This is a genomic window from Afipia sp. GW821-FHT04G03 (assembly GCF_059419985.1).
Map to the genome: position 1 here is coordinate 909,870 of NZ_JBWKSV010000002.1, position 18,392 is coordinate 928,261.

General features: G+C 62.9%; 14 protein-coding genes. 9 read left to right on the forward strand and 5 right to left on the reverse strand.

The window, feature by feature from the left end:
* The first annotated feature begins 1 nt into the window (after position 1).
* The 7 genes from pimA to AC07UB_RS13610 all read left to right on the forward strand — a co-directional run bounded on the left by pimA (position 2) and on the right by AC07UB_RS13610 (position 8,678).
* Complete coding sequence (gene pimA / locus AC07UB_RS13580) at positions 2-1,687, forward strand: dicarboxylate--CoA ligase PimA (protein ID WP_492791000.1); 1,686 nt, start codon at positions 2-4, stop codon at positions 1,685-1,687.
* Positions 1,684-2,868: an acetyl-CoA C-acyltransferase gene (locus AC07UB_RS13585; protein WP_492790999.1), complete on the forward strand. Its 1,185-nt coding sequence runs from the start codon at positions 1,684-1,686 to the stop codon at positions 2,866-2,868. The genes pimA and AC07UB_RS13585 overlap by 4 nt, the downstream gene beginning before the upstream one ends.
* A 71-nt stretch (positions 2,869-2,939) precedes the next feature.
* Positions 2,940-4,127 carry a pimeloyl-CoA dehydrogenase large subunit gene (gene pimC / locus AC07UB_RS13590; RefSeq protein ID WP_492790998.1) on the forward strand — a complete coding sequence of 396 codons (1,188 nt, stop codon included), beginning with the start codon at positions 2,940-2,942 and terminating at the stop codon, positions 4,125-4,127.
* A 182-nt stretch (positions 4,128-4,309) separates the two neighbouring features.
* The gene (gene pimD / locus AC07UB_RS13595; protein WP_492790997.1) at positions 4,310-5,452 is read left to right on the forward strand and encodes a pimeloyl-CoA dehydrogenase small subunit; all 1,143 of its coding nucleotides are present in this window, start codon (positions 4,310-4,312) and stop codon (positions 5,450-5,452) included.
* A gap of 23 nt (positions 5,453-5,475) precedes the next feature.
* Entirely contained in the window at positions 5,476-6,249 is a 774-nt protein-coding gene (locus AC07UB_RS13600; protein ID WP_492790996.1) for an SDR family NAD(P)-dependent oxidoreductase, read from the forward strand.
* A gap of 119 nt (positions 6,250-6,368) precedes the next feature.
* A complete protein-coding gene (glpK, locus tag AC07UB_RS13605) occupies positions 6,369-7,877 on the forward strand; it encodes a glycerol kinase GlpK (RefSeq protein ID WP_492790995.1) in 1,509 nt (502 codons plus the stop codon).
* A gap of 93 nt (positions 7,878-7,970) precedes the next feature.
* Positions 7,971-8,678 carry a carbonic anhydrase family protein gene (locus AC07UB_RS13610; protein ID WP_492790994.1) on the forward strand — a complete coding sequence of 236 codons (708 nt, stop codon included), beginning with the start codon at positions 7,971-7,973 and terminating at the stop codon, positions 8,676-8,678.
* Positions 8,679-8,757: 79 nt separating this feature from the next.
* Here AC07UB_RS13610 and AC07UB_RS13615 read toward each other — a convergent pair whose 3' ends face one another.
* The 3 genes from AC07UB_RS13615 to metF form a co-directional block, all read right to left on the reverse strand.
* Positions 8,758-9,360 (reverse strand): hypothetical protein, encoded by a 603-nt coding sequence (locus tag AC07UB_RS13615; RefSeq protein ID WP_492790993.1) that lies wholly within the window; start codon positions 9,358-9,360, stop codon positions 8,758-8,760.
* Between the two features lie 311 nt (positions 9,361-9,671).
* Positions 9,672-13,523, reverse strand: a complete 3,852-nt coding sequence (metH, locus tag AC07UB_RS13620; protein ID WP_492790992.1) for a methionine synthase — start codon at positions 13,521-13,523, stop codon at positions 9,672-9,674.
* A 4-nt stretch (positions 13,524-13,527) separates the two neighbouring features.
* Positions 13,528-14,436, reverse strand: coding sequence for a methylenetetrahydrofolate reductase [NAD(P)H] (metF, locus tag AC07UB_RS13625; RefSeq protein ID WP_494653448.1), 909 nt, complete (start codon positions 14,434-14,436; stop codon positions 13,528-13,530).
* Between the two features lie 457 nt (positions 14,437-14,893).
* Here metF and AC07UB_RS13630 point away from each other — a divergent pair, with 457 nt between their 5' ends.
* Positions 14,894-15,913: an LLM class flavin-dependent oxidoreductase gene (locus tag AC07UB_RS13630; protein ID WP_494653450.1), complete on the forward strand. Its 1,020-nt coding sequence runs from the start codon at positions 14,894-14,896 to the stop codon at positions 15,911-15,913.
* 6 nt (positions 15,914-15,919) lie between these two features.
* Here the strand turns inward: AC07UB_RS13630 and AC07UB_RS13635 are convergent, their stop codons facing one another.
* Both AC07UB_RS13635 and AC07UB_RS13640 read right to left on the reverse strand, forming a co-directional pair.
* Positions 15,920-16,783, reverse strand: coding sequence for a prephenate dehydratase (locus AC07UB_RS13635; RefSeq protein WP_494653452.1), 864 nt, complete (start codon positions 16,781-16,783; stop codon positions 15,920-15,922).
* Positions 16,780-17,526, reverse strand: a complete 747-nt coding sequence (locus AC07UB_RS13640) for a 3-deoxy-manno-octulosonate cytidylyltransferase (RefSeq protein ID WP_494653454.1) — start codon at positions 17,524-17,526, stop codon at positions 16,780-16,782. The genes AC07UB_RS13635 and AC07UB_RS13640 overlap by 4 nt, the downstream gene beginning before the upstream one ends.
* A gap of 208 nt (positions 17,527-17,734) precedes the next feature.
* Between AC07UB_RS13640 and AC07UB_RS13645 the strand changes: the two genes are divergently transcribed.
* On the forward strand, positions 17,735-18,286 hold the full coding sequence (locus AC07UB_RS13645; protein WP_492790987.1) for a c-type cytochrome: 552 nt from the start codon (positions 17,735-17,737) through the stop codon (positions 18,284-18,286).
* Positions 18,287-18,392: the final 106 nt, after the last annotated feature.

Sequence of the window (18,392 nt, forward strand, 5' to 3'; positions counted from 1 at the left end):
CATGACCCGTCCCGGGGAACAATATTATCCGGAGGGCGTCCGCTGGGATTCACCGATCTCACGCGGCACGCTGCCGGATCTGTTGTCCAAGGCGGCTGCGGATTTCGGATCGCGCCCGGCGATCGAATATCGCGACCGCACCATCAGCTTCGTCCAGTTGCAGGATATGGTCGATGTCGCGGCATCGGCGTTTCTTCGCGCGGGTGCGTCCACGGGCGCATCTGTTGCGTTGTTTCTGGGAAATTCGCCGGATCATCCGGTGAATTTCTTCGGCGCGCTGAAGGCCGGCGCGCGCGTGGTGCATCTCAGTCCGCTGGACGGCGAGATCGCGCTCACCCACAAGCTGAAGGATTCCGGCGCGCGCATCCTTGTCACCAGCAGCCTGTCGACGCTGTTGCCCACGGCGCTGAAATTTTTCGACAAGGGCCTGCTCGATCGCCTGATCGTCTGCGAGGACGAGACATGGGGGGCGGTGGGCAATCCGCAGGCCGCGATCCCGTCAAATCCTGCGATCATGACGTTCAAGGATTTCGTCAAAGGCGCGCAGCCACCCGTCAAATGGCCCGACGTCAGCGCCGATGACATCGCGTTGCTGCAATATACCGGCGGCACCACAGGCCTGCCGAAAGGCGCGATGCTGACCCACGGCAATCTCACCTCGGCGGTATCGATCTACGACGTGTGGAGCGCGAAGCAGAAGGCCGAGCGCAATACCATCGAGCGCGTCATCCTGGTGCTGCCGCTGTTTCATATCTACGCGCTCACGGTCGTCCTGCTGCGCACGCTGAAGAACGGCGACCTGATTTCGCTGCACCAGCGCTTTGATCTGGATGCCGTGATGCGCGACATCGAGGTCAAGCGCGCCACCGCGTTCCCCGGTGTCCCGACCATGTGGATCGCCATCGCGAGCCTGCCTGATCTCGACAGCCGCGATCTGTCGTCGCTGGCGTTTTGCGGCTCGGGCGGCGCGCCGCTGCCGGTGGAGGTCGCGAAGGTTTTCCAGCGCAAGACCAACATCACGCTGAAAAGCGGGTGGGGCATGACCGAAACCTGCTCGCCCGGCACCGGCCATCCGCCGGAAGGCCCGGAGAAGCCGGGCTCCATCGGGCTGATGCTGCCCGGTATCGAGATGGATGTGGTCTCGCTGGACGATCCGAAAAAGGTCATGCCTGTCGGCGAGACCGGCGAAATCCGCATTCGCGGTCCGAACGTCACAAAGGGTTACTGGAATCGCGAGGCGGAAACCGCCGAGTCGTTTGTCGGCGACCGTTTTCTCACCGGCGACATTGGCTATATGGACAGCGACGGCTATTTCTATCTGGTCGACCGCAAGAAAGACCTGATTATCTCCGGCGGTTTCAACGTCTATCCGCAGATGATCGAGCAGGCGATCTATCAGCATCCGTCGGTGCAGGAAGTCATCGTGATCGGAATCCCCGACGACTATCGCGGCGAAGCGTCCAAAGCCTTCGTGACCCTGCGCGCCAACGCGCAGCCGTTCACCATCGACGAGCTTCGCGCATTCCTGACCGGCAAGCTCGGCAAGCACGAACTGCCGGTGGCGGTGGAGTTCATGAAAGAATTGCCGCGCACCAGCGTCGGAAAACTCTCGCGCCACGAATTGCGCAACCAGCAACGCCATCACATTCAACAACAACCCAAACTTGCAACAGGAGGTCGTTCATGACCGAAGCCGTTATCGTTTCCACCGCCCGCACGCCGATCGGCAAGGCCTATCGCGGCGCGTTCAACAACACCGAAGGCGCGACGTTGCTCGGCCACGCGATCGAGCACGCCGTGAAGCGCGCCGGCATCGACGGCGCCGAGATCGAGGACGTGGTGATGGGCGCTGCCATGCAGCAGGGCACCACCGGCGGTAACATCGCGCGCAAGGCCGCGCTTCGCGCCGGTCTTCCTGTGTCTGTCGGCGGCACCACCATCGATCGCCAGTGCGCCTCGGGCTTGCAGGCCATCGCGCTCGCAGCACGTTCGGTGATCTACGACGGCGTCGAGATCGCCGTTGCCGGCGGCGGTGAATCGATCAGCCTCGTGCAGAACGATCACATCAACAAGTTTCACGCGGTCGATCCTGAACTGGTGAAGATCAAGGGCGACGTCTACATGGCGATGCTCGACACCGCCGAAGTCGTCTCGAAGCGGTATGGTATTTCGCGCGAGAAGCAGGACGAATACTCGCTCGAGAGCCAACGCCGTACCGCTGCTGCGCAACAGGGCGGCCGCTTCAAGGAAGAAATCGCGCCGATGACCACCAAGATGGCGGTCGCCGACAAGGTCACCAAGGAAATTTCGTTCAAGGAGATCACGCTGTCGCAGGACGAAGGTCCGCGTCCCGAGACCACCGCGGAAGGCCTCGCCGGCCTGAAGCCGGTGCGCGAAGGCGGCTTCATCACTGCGGGCAACGCCAGCCAGTTGTCGGACGGCGCCAGCGCCGCTGTGATCATGAGCGGCGAGATGGCCGCGAAGAAGGGCCTCAAGCCGCTTGGCATCTTCCGCGGCTTCGTGTCCGCCGGCTGCGAGCCGGATGAAATGGGCATCGGTCCGGTTTTCGCGATTCCGCGCCTGCTCAAGCGTCACAACCTCAAGATCGACGATATCGACATCTGGGAGTTGAACGAAGCCTTCGCGGTGCAGGTGATCTATTGCCGCGACAAGCTGGGAATCGATCCGGAGAAGCTGAATGTCAACGGCGGCTCCGTCGCGGTCGGCCATCCTTACGGCATGACCGGTTCGCGCCTCGCGGGCCACGTTCTGATCGAAGGCCGTCGCCGCAAGGCGAAGTATGGCGTCGTGACCATGTGCATCGGCGGGGGCCAGGGTGCGGCCGGCCTGTTCGAGATCCTTCAGTAAACTTTTGAGAGCTTTCACCTCCCCTGAAAAGGGGAGGTGAGCACAACGATAAATTGCCCAAGGAGGGTCCGATGGATCTTAGTTTCAGCAAGGAAGAACTGGCATTTCGCGACGAGGTGCGGACCTTCTTCAAGGAAAGTCTCCCGGCCGACATCCGCAAGAAGCTGGTGGAAGGCCGTCACACCAGCAAGGAAGATCTGGTGAACTGGCAGCGCATCCTGAACAAGAAGGGATGGGCCGTTCCGCACTGGCCGAAGGAATACGGCGGCACGGGCTGGACGCCGGTGCAGCAGTATATCTTTCTCGAAGAGTTGCAGGCCGCGCCGGCGCCATCGCCGCTGCCGTTCGGCGTGAACATGGTCGGTCCGGTGATCTACACCTTCGGCAACGAGGCGCAGAAGAAGCATTACCTGCCGCGCATCGCGAACCTCGACGACTGGTGGTGCCAGGGCTTCTCCGAGCCGGGCGCAGGCTCTGACCTTGCCTCGCTGAAGACCACCGCCAAGCGCAAGGGCGACGTCTACATCATCAACGGCCAAAAGACATGGACCACGCTGGCGCAGCACGCCGACTGGATTTTCTGTCTCTGCCGCACCGACCCCGATGCGAAGAAGCAGTCGGGTATTTCGTTCATCCTGTTTGATATGAAATCGCGCGGCGTCACCGTGCGCCCGATCCAGACCATCGACGGCGGCGCGGAAGTCAACGAAGTGTTCTTCGACGACGTCGAGGTGCCGGTGGAAAACCTCGTCGGCGAGGAGAACAAGGGCTGGGATTACGCAAAATTCCTGCTTGGCAACGAGCGCACCAACATCGCGCGCGTCGGCATGTCGAAGGAGCGCATCCGCCGCATTCGCGACCTTGCATCCAAGGTCGAACAGGACGGCAAGCCGCTGATCGAGGATTCGCGGTTCCGTGAAAAGCTGGCCGCGACCGAGATCGAACTCAAGGCGCTTGAACTGACGCAGATGCGCGTCGTCGCCAACGAGCACAAGAACGGCAAGGGCAAGCCGGACCCGGCCTCCTCGATCCTCAAGATCAAGGGCTCCGAGATCCAGCAGACCATCACCGAACTGCTGCTCGAGATCACCGGGCCGTTCGCGCTGCCTTACGCGCCGGAAGACGACAAGAGCAACGAGGAAGCGAGCTGGGCGACCCATGTCGCGCCGGGCTACTTCAACTATCGCAAGGTCTCCATCTATGGAGGCTCGAACGAGATTCAGCGCAACATCATCACCAAGGCCGTGCTGGGTCTGTAAGGCTTCTCCCTCGCCCCGCTCTTGCGGGGAGAGGAACTCATATGCCGTCATGGCCGGGCTCGACCCGGCCATCCACGTCTTGCTTCGGGACAGAAAGACGTGGATGCCCGCGACAAGCGCGGGCATGACGATTTGTTTTGTTGATGCGCCGGTGGATCACCGGGTGCAATTGGAGGCAGGAAATGGATTTTGATTTGTCCGAGGAGCAGCGGCTCCTGAAAGACAGCGTCGACGGCCTTCTGGCCAACTCGTACGATTTCGACCAGCGCAAGAAGTACGCCAAGGAAAAGGGCGGCTGGAGCAAGACGGTCTGGAGCAAGCTCGCGGAGCAGGGTCTGCTCGGCCTGCCGTTCTCGGAAGATGACGGCGGCTTCGGCGCGGGCGCGGTGGAAACCGCTATCGTGATGGAAGCGCTCGGCAAGGCGCTGGTGCTGGAGCCTTATCTCGCGACCGTCGTGCTCGGCGGTAGCTTCCTGCGCCTCGGCGGTTCGGCCGAACAGAAGGCGGCGCATATTCCGTCGATCATCGACGGCAGCAAGACGCTCGCTTTCGCGCAGCTCGAGAAAAGCTCGCGCTATAACCTCGCGGACGTGACGACCACGGCCAAGAAAAAGGGCAGCGGCTGGGTGATCGACGGCGAGAAATTCGTCGTGCTGCACGGCGAGACGGCGGACACGCTGATCGTGACCGCGCGCACCAAGGGTGGCCAGCGCGATCGCACTGGCATCGGCGCGTTTCTGGTGCCCGCGAATGCCAAGGGAGTCACCATCAAGGGCTACGCGACCCAGGACGGGATGCGCGCAGCGGACATCCGGTTCGAAGGCGTCGAGGTCGGCGCGGATGCCGTGATCGGTGACGCCGAGAACGGCCTGCCGCTGATCGAGCGCGTGGTGGACGAGGCTCGCATCGCGATGTGCGCCGAAGCCGTCGGCGCGATGGACGAGTCGCTGAAGTCGACCGTCGAGTACCTCAAGACCCGCAAGCAGTTCGGCGTGGCCATCGGCCAGTTCCAGACCTTGCAGCACCGCGCGGCGGATATGTTCGTCGCCCTTGAGCAGGCGCGCAGCATGTCGATGTTCGCCACCATGGCTTCCGATTTCGAGGATGCCAAGGAGCGATCGCAGGCGGTCGCTGCGGCGAAGGTGCAGATCGGCAAGTCGCTTAAGTTCGTCGGCCAGCAGTCGATCCAGCTTCACGGCGGCGTCGGCATGACCATGGAACTGAAGATCGGCCATTACTTCAAGCGGCTGACCATGATCGAAAGCACGTTCGGAGACACGGACTATCACCTGCGCCGCGTCAGCGAGGCGGGCAATCTGGTCTGATAACCAAAGCTGGAGACGCGGCCATGACCACATCGCCATTTGATCTGGCGGGAAAAGTGGCCGTCGTCACCGGCTCGAGCCGCGGCATCGGCCGCGCCTCGGCTGAGTTGCTGGCGCGGATGGGGGCGAAGGTCGTCGTCTCCAGCCGCAAGGCGGACGCCTGCAACGAGGTCGCGGACGGCATCCGCAAGAATGGCGGCGATGCCCATGTCATCGCCTGCAACATCAGCCGCCGCGACGAGGTCGATGCGCTGATCGGCGGCACCGTGAAACACTACGGCCGGATCGACATTCTCGTCTGCAACGCGGCGGTGAATCCCTATTACGGCCCGTTGCTCGACATTACCGATGAAGCCTTCGACAAGATCATGGGCGCCAACATCAAGAGCAACATCTGGCTCTGCAAGCTGGCGATGCCGAAAATGGCTGAACAGGGCGGCGGCTCCGTCGTCATTATCTCCAGCATCGGCGGACTGCGTGGCTCGACCGTGATCGGCGCCTACGGCATCTCCAAGGCGGCGGACTTCTCGCTGGCGCGGAGTCTGGCGGGCGAGTGGGGCCCGAAAAATGTGCGGGTGAACTGCATCGCGCCGGGCCTTGTGAAGACGGATTTCGCCCGCGCGCTGTGGGAAGACGAGGCGCTGCTGGCGCGCCGCACCGCGACCACGCCCCTGCGCCGGATCGGCGAGCCGCATGAAATCGCCGGCGCGGTGGTCTATCTCGCCTCCGACGCCTCCACCTTCATGACCGGCCAGACCATCGTCATCGACGGCGGCGTCACCACGGCGGCGGTGTAGCTTTGCTTTATCCCTCCCCCTTATGACGGTGGGGATAGCTCCATCCATATTGACGCGCGCGTCCGTAATCGCTTTGTTTGCGACTCGAACCAAAAACGAAAAGCATTCGAGGAAACGGAATGGCGTCGCATATCCTTGCCATCGATCAGGGCACGACATCGTCGCGCGCCATTGTATTTCGGTCGGACATTTCCATTGCGGCGCAGGCGCAGCAGGAATTCCAGCAGCATTTCCCGGCGTCCGGCTGGGTCGAGCACGAACCGGAGGATATCTGGACCTCGACGGTGGCGACCTGCCGCGAGGCCATGAGCAAGGCGGACGTCAAGGCCGCCGACATCGCGGCCATCGGCATCACCAATCAGCGCGAGACCACCGTGGTCTGGGATCGCGCCACCGGTCAGGCCGTGCATCGCGCCATCGTCTGGCAGGACCGGCGCACCGCCGACATCTGCGCGCGGTTGAAGTCCGAAGGTCACGAGCCGCTGATCAGCGCGCGAACGGGCCTGATCATCGATCCGTATTTCTCCGGCACGAAAGTCGCGTGGATACTCGATCACGTTCCGGGCGCGCGCGAGCGGGCCGAGCGCGGCGAACTGATGTTCGGCACGGTGGATTCGTATCTGCTGTGGCGGCTGACCGGCGGCAAGGTCCACGCCACCGATGCGACCAATGCCTCGCGTACGCTGCTGTTCAACATCCACACCGGCGCGTGGGACGACGATCTGTTGAAGCTGCTGCGCGTACCGCGCTCGATGCTGCCGGATGTGCGGGATTCATCGGCGGATTTCGGCGAGACCGAGCCGCATCTGCTTGGCGGCGCGATCGCCATTCGCGGCATCGCCGGCGATCAGCAGGCCGCCACCATCGGGCAGGCGTGTTTTTCGCCGGGCATGATGAAATCCACCTACGGCACCGGGTGTTTCGCATTGCTCAACACCGGCACCACGGCGGTGGCCTCGAAGAACAAGCTGCTCACCACGATTGCGTATCAGTTGAACGGTCAGCGCACCTACGCGCTGGAAGGGTCGATCTTCGTCGCAGGCTCCGCCGTGCAGTGGCTGCGCGACGGGCTCGGCCTCATCAAGCACGCCAGCGAGACCGGTCCGCTCGCCGACGCCAACGACTCCACGCAATCGGTTTATCTGGTGCCGGCGTTCGTCGGCCTCGGCGCGCCGTACTGGAATCCGCGGGTGCGCGGCGCGCTGTTCGGCCTGACGCGCAATACCGGGCCGGCGGAGCTTGCGCACGCCGTTCTGGAGAGCGTCTGCTACCAGACTTACGACCTGTGGGCCGCGATGCGCGCCGACTGGCCGGAAGCGAAGGAGACCAACACCGTGCTGCGGGTCGATGGCGGCATGACGGCGTCGGACTGGACCATGCAGCGGCTGTCGGACCTGCTGAATGCGCCGGTCGACCGGCCGATGATTCAGGAAACCACTGCGGTGGGCGCGGCCTATCTCGCGGGTCTCGGCGCGGGCATCTATCCCGAGCCGTCGCGCTTTGCGGATTCCTGGCGGCTGGAACGGCGCTTCCGGCCGAACATGTCCGACGCCACGCGCACGCGCAAACTCAAGGGCTGGTCGCAGGCGGTCAAGGGCGTGCTCGCCAGCGATCCGGACGGGGATTAGGCGCGCGATAGTGCCGCGCGTGACGGCGTGGTTGCATCTTTTTAACGGGTTTGACCCAAGAGTGGCGCTCGCCGATTTTCAGGGAGCTTGCTCATGTTGAGCCGCCGTTCGTTTTGCCGTTGCGCCTCACTCGCCTTGGTGTCGGGGGTCGCAGCGGCCCGCGCGCAAGCCGCGCCGGTGGAATGCGCGGTCATGACGCCAGATCGTCAGCAGTCCAAAACTCCGGATGAGGCTTTGGCCCGCCTGAAGGAGGGCAACGCGCGGCTCCTCAGTGGCAAAACCATCAATTGCGATCTGATCGAGCAGGTGAAGGGGACCGCGGCGACACAGGCGCCGTTCGCCGCCATTGTCGGCTGCATCGATTCCCGCGTGCCGCCCGAACTGGTGTTCGACCAGCGTATCGGCGATGTGTTCTGCGCGCGCGTCGCGGGAAATTTTGTCAACACCGACATCATCGGCAGTCTCGAATTCGCGACCAAGGTCGCGGGTGCGCGGGCGATCGTCGTGCTGGGGCACAACGACTGCGGAGCCATCAAGGGCGCCGTCGATAACGTCAAGCTGGGAAATCTGACGGCGACTCTCGCCAACATCAGGCCCGCCGTGGCCGCAAGCAAGGCCAGTGGCGAGCGAGTGTCGAAAAACGCGGCATTCGTTCAAGCCGTGGCTGAAACCAATGTCCGGATGGCCGTCGCCGGCCTGACGTCGCGAAGCCCCGTTCTCAAGGGGCTGGTGACATCCGGCCAACTCCGTATCGTGGGCGCGATGCACGACCTCGCGACCGGACGCGTCAGCTTCATGTAGTGGCAGGATCGCAAGAATGGCGGCCGGAGCCCCCCCCCGGCCGCCATGATTCATGCGCTCATCGTTACCGACAGAACGGTTACTGACAGAACAGGCGCTGGCCGTTCGCGAGACGGGTCACACTGCCCGGCCGGCAGGTGAAGCCATTGCGGGCGTCATAGCTCGCGGCTGCAGGCATCGCGATGCCGTTATAGGTGTACTCGCCGGAGTATCCCGGCTCATTCCAGCCGCTGACGTAATTCGTCGAGGCGTAAGCGCCGCCGCCATAACGATGACGGTTGCCATAGGGATAACCGCTCGCGTCGCTGTAGTAAGGCCCGCGATTGTAGTTCGGGCCACCGAACGGTGCCGTTGCGATCGCGCCTGCGGTGCCGACAGCCGTGCCGGCGATTGCGCCCGCGGTGCCGATTGCGCCGCCGACCACGTCAGCAGGCCAGAAGCCGGAGTCGCGGTTATTCCAGGTGTCACGACCATTCCAGTTGTCGCCGGACGCCAGTTCATCGGTGCGCTGCGCGCGCGCCTGATGTCGCTTCATATGCTTGGACGACGCATGATGCTTCTTCATGTGCTTGGCGCTGATTTGCTTTTCAGCTCGCGGCTTCATGGAATCCTGCGCCATTGCGGGCGAGGCAACCAATGCGGTCACAGCCGCAGCAGCGGCGAAAAATGTCACCTTTTTCATATTTTGCTCCTTTGGTGGGTGGGGTCGTTGCAGCGCATCAACGTCTCATTGACGATGCTGTTCCGGGTTCCATGCCAATCGGAGTCACACGCGCGTGAGGAGAAGTTCCTCACGTCGGAACACACGCGCGTGTGATCGCGCGGCCAACATGCGCCGTCAAATTTAATTGAAAGGGATATATCCCGCGGTGTCATTGCGAGGAGCGAAGCGACGAAGCAATCCAATCTTGTTTTCTGAAATTGCTTCGCGGGGGCCTGCATCGGGCGGCGACTTCGCGCCGACCCGTTGGCTCGCAATGACGAACGTCAGGCTCAGTTCGGAACAGCTTCCGCGCGCGGCTTCTGGTTCAGGCGCATGTGCATGGCACAGCCGCACCCCGGCGGATGTTTCGCCAGCGGCAGCGCTGCGACATCATCGTCCGTCTCGGCCGGCATCTCGCGCGACGGAATGTAGTTCAGGATCGGCGCCAGCCAGCGCTCGGTCTCCGCGACGCTCATGCCCTTGCGTTCGGCGTAGTCCTCGACCTGATCCTGTTCGATCTTGCCGACGCCGAAGTAATAGCTTTCCGGATGGCTGAAATAGAGCCCCGATACCGATGAGCCCGGCCACATCGCAAAGCTTTCGGTCAGCGTCACGCCTGCGGTGCGCTCGGCGTCGAGCAGCTTGAACAGCGTCGCCTTTTCGGTGTGATCGGGCTGCGCCGGATAGCCCGGCGCGGGGCGGATGCCGGCGTATTGCTCGAGGATCAGTTCGTCGGGCTTCAGGGCTTCGTCCGGCGCGTAGCCCCAGAACTCCTTGCGCACGCGCTGATGCATCCGCTCGGCGAAGGCTTCCGCGAGGCGATCCGCCAGCGCTTTCACGAGGATCGACGAGTAGTCGTCGTTGGCGTGCTTGAAACGATCCGCGATGACATCCTCGCCGATGCCGGCGGTGACCACGAACAGGCCGATGTAATCGGGCACGCCGCTCGATGTGGGTGCGATGAAGTCCGACAGCGCGACATTCTTGCGGCCTTCGCGCTTCTCCAACTGCTGGCGCAGCGTGTGCAGCGTGGTCAAGGGCTTCTTGCGCGCCTCGTCGCTGTAGAGAACGATGTCATCGCCTTCCGCGTTGGCCGGCCAGAAACCGATGGTGGCCGAGGCCTTGAACCAGTTCTCCTTGACGATCAGATCGAGCATCTTGCGCGCGTCGTTATAGAGCGAGCGCGCGACTTCGCCGACTTTCGGGTCGTCGAGAATGGCCGGGAAGCGCCCGGTCAGCTCCCAGGTCTGGAAGAACGGCGTCCAGTCGATGTACTCGGCCAGTTCCGCGAGCGAATAGTCGCTGAAGCTCTTCGTGCCGATGAAGGTCGGCTTTGTCGGCTTGGTGTTCGCCCAGTCGATCTGATGCGCGTTGGCGCGCGCGGCCTCGAGCTTGAGCCGCTTCTTGTCCTGCTGCGCCTTGAAATGCGCCGCCGAAATCTTCGCGTAGTCGGCGCGGACTTCGCGGGCGTATTCCTCGCGCTTCTCGGGAGACATCAGGGACGAGGCGACGCCGACCGCGCGGCTGGCGTCGTTGACATGGATCACCGGCCCGCTCTTGTAGGCAGGATCGATCTTCACCGCGGTGTGGACGCGGCTGGTGGTCGCGCCGCCGATCATCAGCGGAAGGTTGAGGCCGAGGCGCTCAAGTTCGGCGGCCATAAACGCCATTTCGTCGAGCGACGGCGTGATCAGCCCGGACAGGCCGATGATATCGACGTTCTCGGCTTTCGCGGTCTCGATGATCTTGCTCGCCGGCACCATGACGCCGAGATCGATCACCTCGAAATTGTTGCACTGGAGCACGATGCCCACGATGTTCTTGCCGATGTCGTGCACGTCGCCCTTCACGGTGGCAAGCAGGATCTTGCCGGCGGAACTGCGTCCGTCGCCGGCAATGCCAGCGGCAAGATTGTCGGCCTTTTCCTTTTCCATGAACGGCATCAGATAGGCGACCGCCTGCTTCATCACGCGCGCGGACTTCACCACCTGCGGCAGGAACATCTTGCCCGCGCCGAACAGGTCGCCGACGATGTTCATGCCGTCCATCAGCGGACCTTCGATCACGTGTAGCGGCCGCTCGACTGTGAGGCGCGCGGCTTCGGTGTCGGCGTCGATGTATTCGGTGATGCCGTTGACCAGCGCATGGCTCAGGCGCTTTTCCACCGGCCACTCGCGCCAGGAGAGATCCTGCTCCTTGACCTGCTTGCCTTTGCCGCGGAATTTTTCCGCGAGTTCCAGCAGCCTCTCCGGCGCTGCGGGATCGCGGTTGAGGATGACGTCCTCGCAGACCTGACGCAGTTCCGGATCGATGTCGTCGTAGATCACCATCTGTCCGGCATTGACGATGCCCATGTCCATGCCGGCCTTGATGGCGTGATACAGGAACACCGAATGCATCGCTTCGCGGACCGGCTCATTGCCGCGGAACGAGAACGACAGGTTGGAGACGCCGCCGGAGATATGCGCGTGCGGCAGGTTCTGCCGGATCCAGCGCGTCGCCTCGATGAAATCGACGCCGTAATTGTTGTGCTCTTCAAGACCCGTCGCGATGGCGAAGATGTTCGGATCGAAAATGATGTCCTGCGGCGGGAAGTTCAGCTTCTCCACCAGAAGATCATAGGCCCGCTTGCAGATCTCGATCTTGCGCTCATAGGTGTCGGCCTGTCCGACCTCGTCGAATGCCATCACGACCACGGCCGCGCCATGACGCCGCGCGATGGTCGCCTCGTGGATAAATTTCTCCTCGCCCTCTTTCATCGAGATTGAGTTGACGATGGGCTTGCCCTGAACGCACTTCAGGCCGGCCTCGATCACGTCGAACTTCGACGAATCGACCATCACCGGCACCTTGGCGATGTCTGGCTCGGAGGCGACGAGATTGAGGAAGTCGATCATCGCCTGCTTCGAATCCAGCAGGCCCTCGTCCATGTTGACGTCGATGACCTGCGCGCCGTTCTCGACCTGATCGCGCGCGACCTGAAGCGCCGCCGTGAAGTCGCCTTCCTTGATGAGCTTGCGGAAGCGCGCCGATCCGGTGACGTTGGTGCGCTCGCCGACGTTCACGAACGGAATATCGGATGTGAGATTGAACGGCTCGAGGCCCGAGAGCCGCAGCAGCGGCGGAATTTCAGGAACGATGCGCGGCTTGTGCGGCGCGCAGGCTTCCGCGATGGCTTTGATGTGATCCGGCGTGGTGCCGCAGCAGCCGCCGACCACATTGACAAGGCCAGATGCGGCGAATTCGCCGACAAGCCGCGCCATGTATTCCGGCGACTCATCGTACTGGCCGAACTCGTTCGGCAGGCCGGCGTTCGGGTAGGCACAGACCAGCGCGTCGGCGACGCGGCCGATATCTGCGATATGCGCGCGGAGGTCTTCTGCGCCGAGCGCGCAATTGAAGCCGATGGTGATCGGGTTGGCGTGCTGCACCGAGTACCAGAACGCTTCCGGCAACTGGCCGGACAGCAGGCGTCCCGACTTGTCGGTGATGGTGCCGGAGACCATCACCGGCACATGGATGCCTCGCGCTTCGGAAATCTCCGCAATGGCGTAGAGCGCGGCCTTGGCGTTCAGCGTGTCGAAAATGGTCTCGACAAGCAGCAGATCCGCGCCGCCGTCGAGCAAGCCGTTGATCTGCTCGCTATAGGCGATCCGCAGGTCGTCGAAGGTCACCGCGCGGTAGCCGGGGTTGGCCACGTCCGGCGAAATCGACGCGGTACGGTTGGTCGGGCCAAGCGCGCCGGCGACAAAGCGCGGCTTGCCGTCCTTCGCCGTTGCGCGGTTTGCGGCGTTGCGCGCGAGCTTCGCGCCATCAAGATTCAGTTCATAGGCAAGGTCCGACATGTCGTAGTCGGCTTGCGCGATGGAGGTCGACGAGAACGTGTTGGTCGCAACGATGTCCGCGCCCGCCGCGAGATAGGCGAAATGAATGTCCTCGATGGCCTGCGGCTGGGTGATGATCAGAAGGTCGTTGTTGCCTTTGACGTCGCGATGGAAATCCTTGAAGCGTTCGCCGCGAAACGCCGCTTCGTCGAATTGCAGGCCCTGGATCATGGTGCCCATCGCGCCGTCGAGCACGAGGATGCGTTCGCGGGCGAGCGCGCGGAAATGGTCGGCGGTCGGAGATGTCTTCACGGTCATAGGATCACGCAGCTTTCTGCGCACCGCTCGGGCGAATGCCCAAAAGGTGACTGATGGCGAACACGAGATCCGCACGGTTCATCGTATAGAAGTGAAAATTCTCGACGCCATGCTTGGCAAGCTTCTGCACTTGCCCGGCGGCTACGGTCGCGGCCACCAGCTTGCGTGTTTCGGCGTCGTCGTCGAGGCCTTCGAATTTGTCGGCCAGCCATGATGGCACGGTGGTGCCGGCGCGGGTGACGAAGTTGCGCGCCTGCTTGAAGTTGTGCATCGGCATGATGCCCGGCACGACCGGAATATCGATGCCGCGCGCCCGCACGCGGTCGAGGTAACGAAAGTAGAGATCGTTGTCGAAGAACACCTGGGTGATGGCGCGGGTGGCGCCTGCGTCGACCTTGGCTTTCAGCGCGTCGATGTCGGCGTCGAAGTCGGCGCTCTCGGGATGTTTCTCCGGATAGGCCGACACGGTGACGTCGATATCGGGATAACGCTTCTTGATGCTGGCGACGAGATCGGCCGATGTCTGGTAGCCGTCGGGATGTGCCGCATAGGTGGTGCCGATTCCGGTGGTGGGATCGCCGCGCAGCGCCACGATGTGGCGGACGCCGACCTCATGATAGCGCGCGACCACGTCATCGATGTCTGCCTTGGTGGCGGCGACGCAGGTAAGATGCGCAGCGGGCGTCAGCTTGGTCTCGTTGAGAATGCGCGCGATGGTGGAGTGGGTGCGCTCGCGGGTCGAGCCGCCGGCGCCATAGGTCACCGACACGAAGTTCGGCGTCAGCGGCGCAAGCCGGTTGATCACGTCCCAAAGATTGCGCTCCATCTCCTCCGTCTTGGGAGGAAAGAACTCGAAGGAAATGGTCGGGAGCTTTTGCGCCTGCGATCCGGCGGAAACTGTCTCACTCGTCACGCTTCACAACTCCAGAATCAAAGAGATCGAATTAGATGGCCAACCGGCGGCGCGCTGAATTCCGGGCGGGCGGTTGTGGCGATGCGCCGTGCCCTGATTCCGCCCTTTGGGGCGAAGTCGGTCACCAGTCGCCATTGCAGGATAAAATAGGGGAAACGGGCGATTTCCGACAGCCCATCGACGGGTCATTTGCCGTGGGAAATTGCCCAATACCTCCTATAGATATGACCTTCCCAAGTCCTTGTATCAAGTGACCGGATGTAATTTCATTGAAATTTCCTAATGGTACTAGCAATTTAGCGACCAAATAGCCCCTTCGGCACTCAACCGAAGTGGGCAGAAATTCAATCAATATCATCGCTCAATATGGTCTGCCCATCAATCCTGCGACGGCCGGCTGGATGACATGCGCCGCTGCCGCGTTGTCAGGCGCGCGCAAGCCACTAGCTTGGGTTTCATGACCCCGCTTTCCGTTCTCGACCTCTCGGTCGTCACCACCGGCACCAGGCCATCCCAGTCGCTGCGCAACAGCATCGATCTGGCGAAGCACGCCGACCGTCTCGGCTACACCCGCTACTGGCTGGCGGAGCATCACAGTCTTTCGTCGGTCGCGTCACCCGCGCCCGAAATTATGATCGGACAGATCGCAGCGGCAACGCAGCGCATTCGCGTCGGCTCCGGCGGCGTGATGCTGCCGAACCACGCGCCGCTGATGGTGGCCGAACGCTTCAAGATGCTGGAGGGACTGTTTCCCGGCCGCATCGATCTCGGGCTCGGCCGCGCGCCCGGCACCGATCAGACCACCATGCATGCGCTGCGCCAGCGGTTCGATCCGCGCGGCGGCGACGATTTCATCGAGCGCCTGATCGAACTGACCCTGTGGGAGACCCGCGAGTTTCCCGAGGGGCATCCGTACAACAAGGTCATTGCGATGCCGGATGACGCGCCGCTGCCGCCGATCTGGCTATTGGGATCGAGCGACTACAGCGCGCAGTTATCCGCGCAGATCGGCATGGGCTTCGCGTTCGCGCATCACTTCGCCTCGCATGACGCGGCAGATGCGATGATTCACTACCGCGCGCACTTCAAGCCATCGCGCTGGCGCGAGACGCCGCATGCCATTCTGGCGATCGCCGTCATCATGGCCGAGACCGACGCGGAAGCGGACCGGCTGGCGTCGTCGGCCGATCTCAACCGTCTGCTGCGCGACCGCGGCCAATATCAGCCGCTGCCGAGTATCGAGGAGGCGCAGGCCTACCCGTACACCGATGCCGAGCGGGCCAGCATCGCGCGCAACCGCTCGCGGCTGTTTACCGGTTCGCCGCAAACCGTGATGCAACAGATCGCGCCGCTGATCGAGACCAGCAAGCCCGACGAGGTGATGGTGATCACGGCGACCTACGATCACGAGGCGCGCAAGCGGTCGTACAGCCTGCTTGCGGATGCGTTCGGGATCGGAAAGCAGGCGGCGGCGTAGTTAGCCTTATTCCGCGCCCCTTTCCGCGAATGCGACGCGGAACGGATGCGCGGGATAGACGCCGACGATCCGCAGTTCCTTCGAGAAGAATTTCAGTTCCTCGAGCGCGAAGGCGAGGTTGCGGTCCTCGGGATGGCCGTCGACGTCCGCATAGAACTGCGTGGCGAAGAAGTTGCCTTCGACCATGTAGCTTTCCAGCTTGGTCATGTTGACGCCGTTGGTGGCGAAGCCGCCCATCGCCTTGTAGAGCGCCGCCGGAAGGTTGCGCACGCGGAAAACAAACGTTGTCACCAGCGGGCCGGAGCCCTGCGCGGCCCAGAGCTGCTCGCGCGCCAGGATGACGAAGCGCGTGGTGTTATGGCTTTCGTCCTCGATGTCCTCCGCCAGAATATCGAGACCGTAAATCTCCGCAGCGAGACGTGAGGCGATGGACGCACAGCTTTTGTCGCCGCGCTCGGCGACGATGCGCGCGGAGCCTGCGGTATCGCCGGCGACGATCGCCTTGATGCCGAGCTTGCGGATGATGCGGCGGCACTGGCCGAGCGCATGGACATGGCTCTCGACGGTCTTGATGCCATCGAGCTTTGCGCCGCGCGGCGCCATCAATTGATGACGGATCGGCAGAAACCACTCGCCGACGATGAAAAGCCCGGACTGCGGCAGCAGGTGATGAATGTCGGCAACGCGTCCCGCCACCGAGTTCTCGATGGGGATCATGCCCAGTGCAGCCTCGCCTGACGAAATCGCCGCCAGCGCGTCCTCGAAGGTGGCGCAGGGCAGCGGCGTCGCGTCGGGAAACGCCTCCGCAATCGCGATGTGCGAGTTCGCTCCGGGCTCGCCCTGAAAGGCGATTTTCATTGGCTTGGTCATGATGTTTTTTCTGCCAGCATTTGCCGCGCGGTCTCCAGATCGTGTGGCGTATCGACGCCCAGCGGCACCGTGTCAACCACCGTGACGTCGATCCGCATTCCGGCTTCAAGGGCGCGGAGTTGTTCGAGCTTTTCGCGGATCTCCAGCGGCGAGGGTGGCAGGGCGACGAACCGCGCCAAAGCCTGCCTGCGATAGGCATAGAGCCCGATATGGTGATAGCGCGGGCCTTCGCCGTAGGGTGCGGTCGCGCGCGTGAAGTAAAGCGCCTTCAGCCGCGTCGCGCCGACGGGCGACCCGATCACCTTCACGACGTTTGGATTGGTGTGCTCCTCGTCCTTCCGGATCACGGCGGCCAGGGTCGCGATATCGACGGCGGGATCGTCGAGCGGCGCCAGCACGGCGCGAATATCGCCCGGATCGATGGTGGGCAGGTCACCCTGCACATTAATGATGGTGTCGATCTCACGCGATGGGTCGAGCGCTTCCAGCGCCTCGAAAATCCGGTCCGATCCCGACGGATGGTCCGCGCGGGTCATGATGGCTTCGCCGCCATGGTCCGTCACGGCGCGGACGATCTCCGGTGCATCCGTCGCGACGACAACGCGACCGATTCGCGCAGCTTCCGCCCGGCGCAGCACATGGACGATCATCGGCAGGCCGGCGATATCCAGCAGCGGCTTTCCCGGCAGGCGGGTCGCGGCCATGCGGGCGGGAATCAGCACCAAAGCGCGGGTTTTTGTCATCGGGGGCGCACGGCTCGGACAGCCAAATTGATGAGGAAATGACGGGACTTTTCAAGGGGTCGCGCGTTTATACGGGTTGCCAGAACGCAGGCAAACCGTTATCTCGATCCCGCTGCCAGTATTGCGCTGCACGCCTGTTCCCGGTAGCAATTCATGGTCGCTTTGCGCGGCCAAACGTATCGACTTTCCGGCTAGGGCCTGATCGAAAATGGACTCCTTCGAACTCAACAAGATCATGGGCGCGGTGCTCGGCACCTGCCTCGTTCTGCTCTCGCTGAATATGGCCGCCAACGCGATTTTTTCGCCGATCAAGCCGGAAAAGCCTGGCTTTGAGATCGCCGTGAAGGAAGCGGACAGCGCAGGCGGCGCTGCTGCGGCCGCCGCACCAAGCGAGCCGATCGAGAAACTGCTCCAGACGGCTTCCGTTGAGAAGGGCGCCGCCGCCGCCAAGAAGTGCGCGTCGTGCCACACGTTCGAGAAGAACGGCCCCAACAAGGTCGGCCCGAATCTCTACGGCATCGTTGACGACGAAGTCGGCCACGGCCGCGGCGGGTTCAACTTCTCTGCTGCGATGAAGGCCAAGGGCGGCAAGTGGACCTATGATAATCTCAACAAGTTCATCAACAGCCCGAAGGGCGCAGTCCCCGGCACGGCGATGGGCTTTGCCGGTATCCAGAAAGACAGCGAGCGCGCCGATTTGATCGCCTATCTGCGCACGCTGGCGGACACCCCGGTGCCGCTGCCCACCGCGAGCAAATGAGCTTTCTGCGCGTGACAGAAATTTAATCCGGAAACGGCCAGGTTCGCCTGGCCGTTTTTCGTTGCAATTGCTGCTGTTTTCGATGGAGACGTTTGGCCGCAAAGAA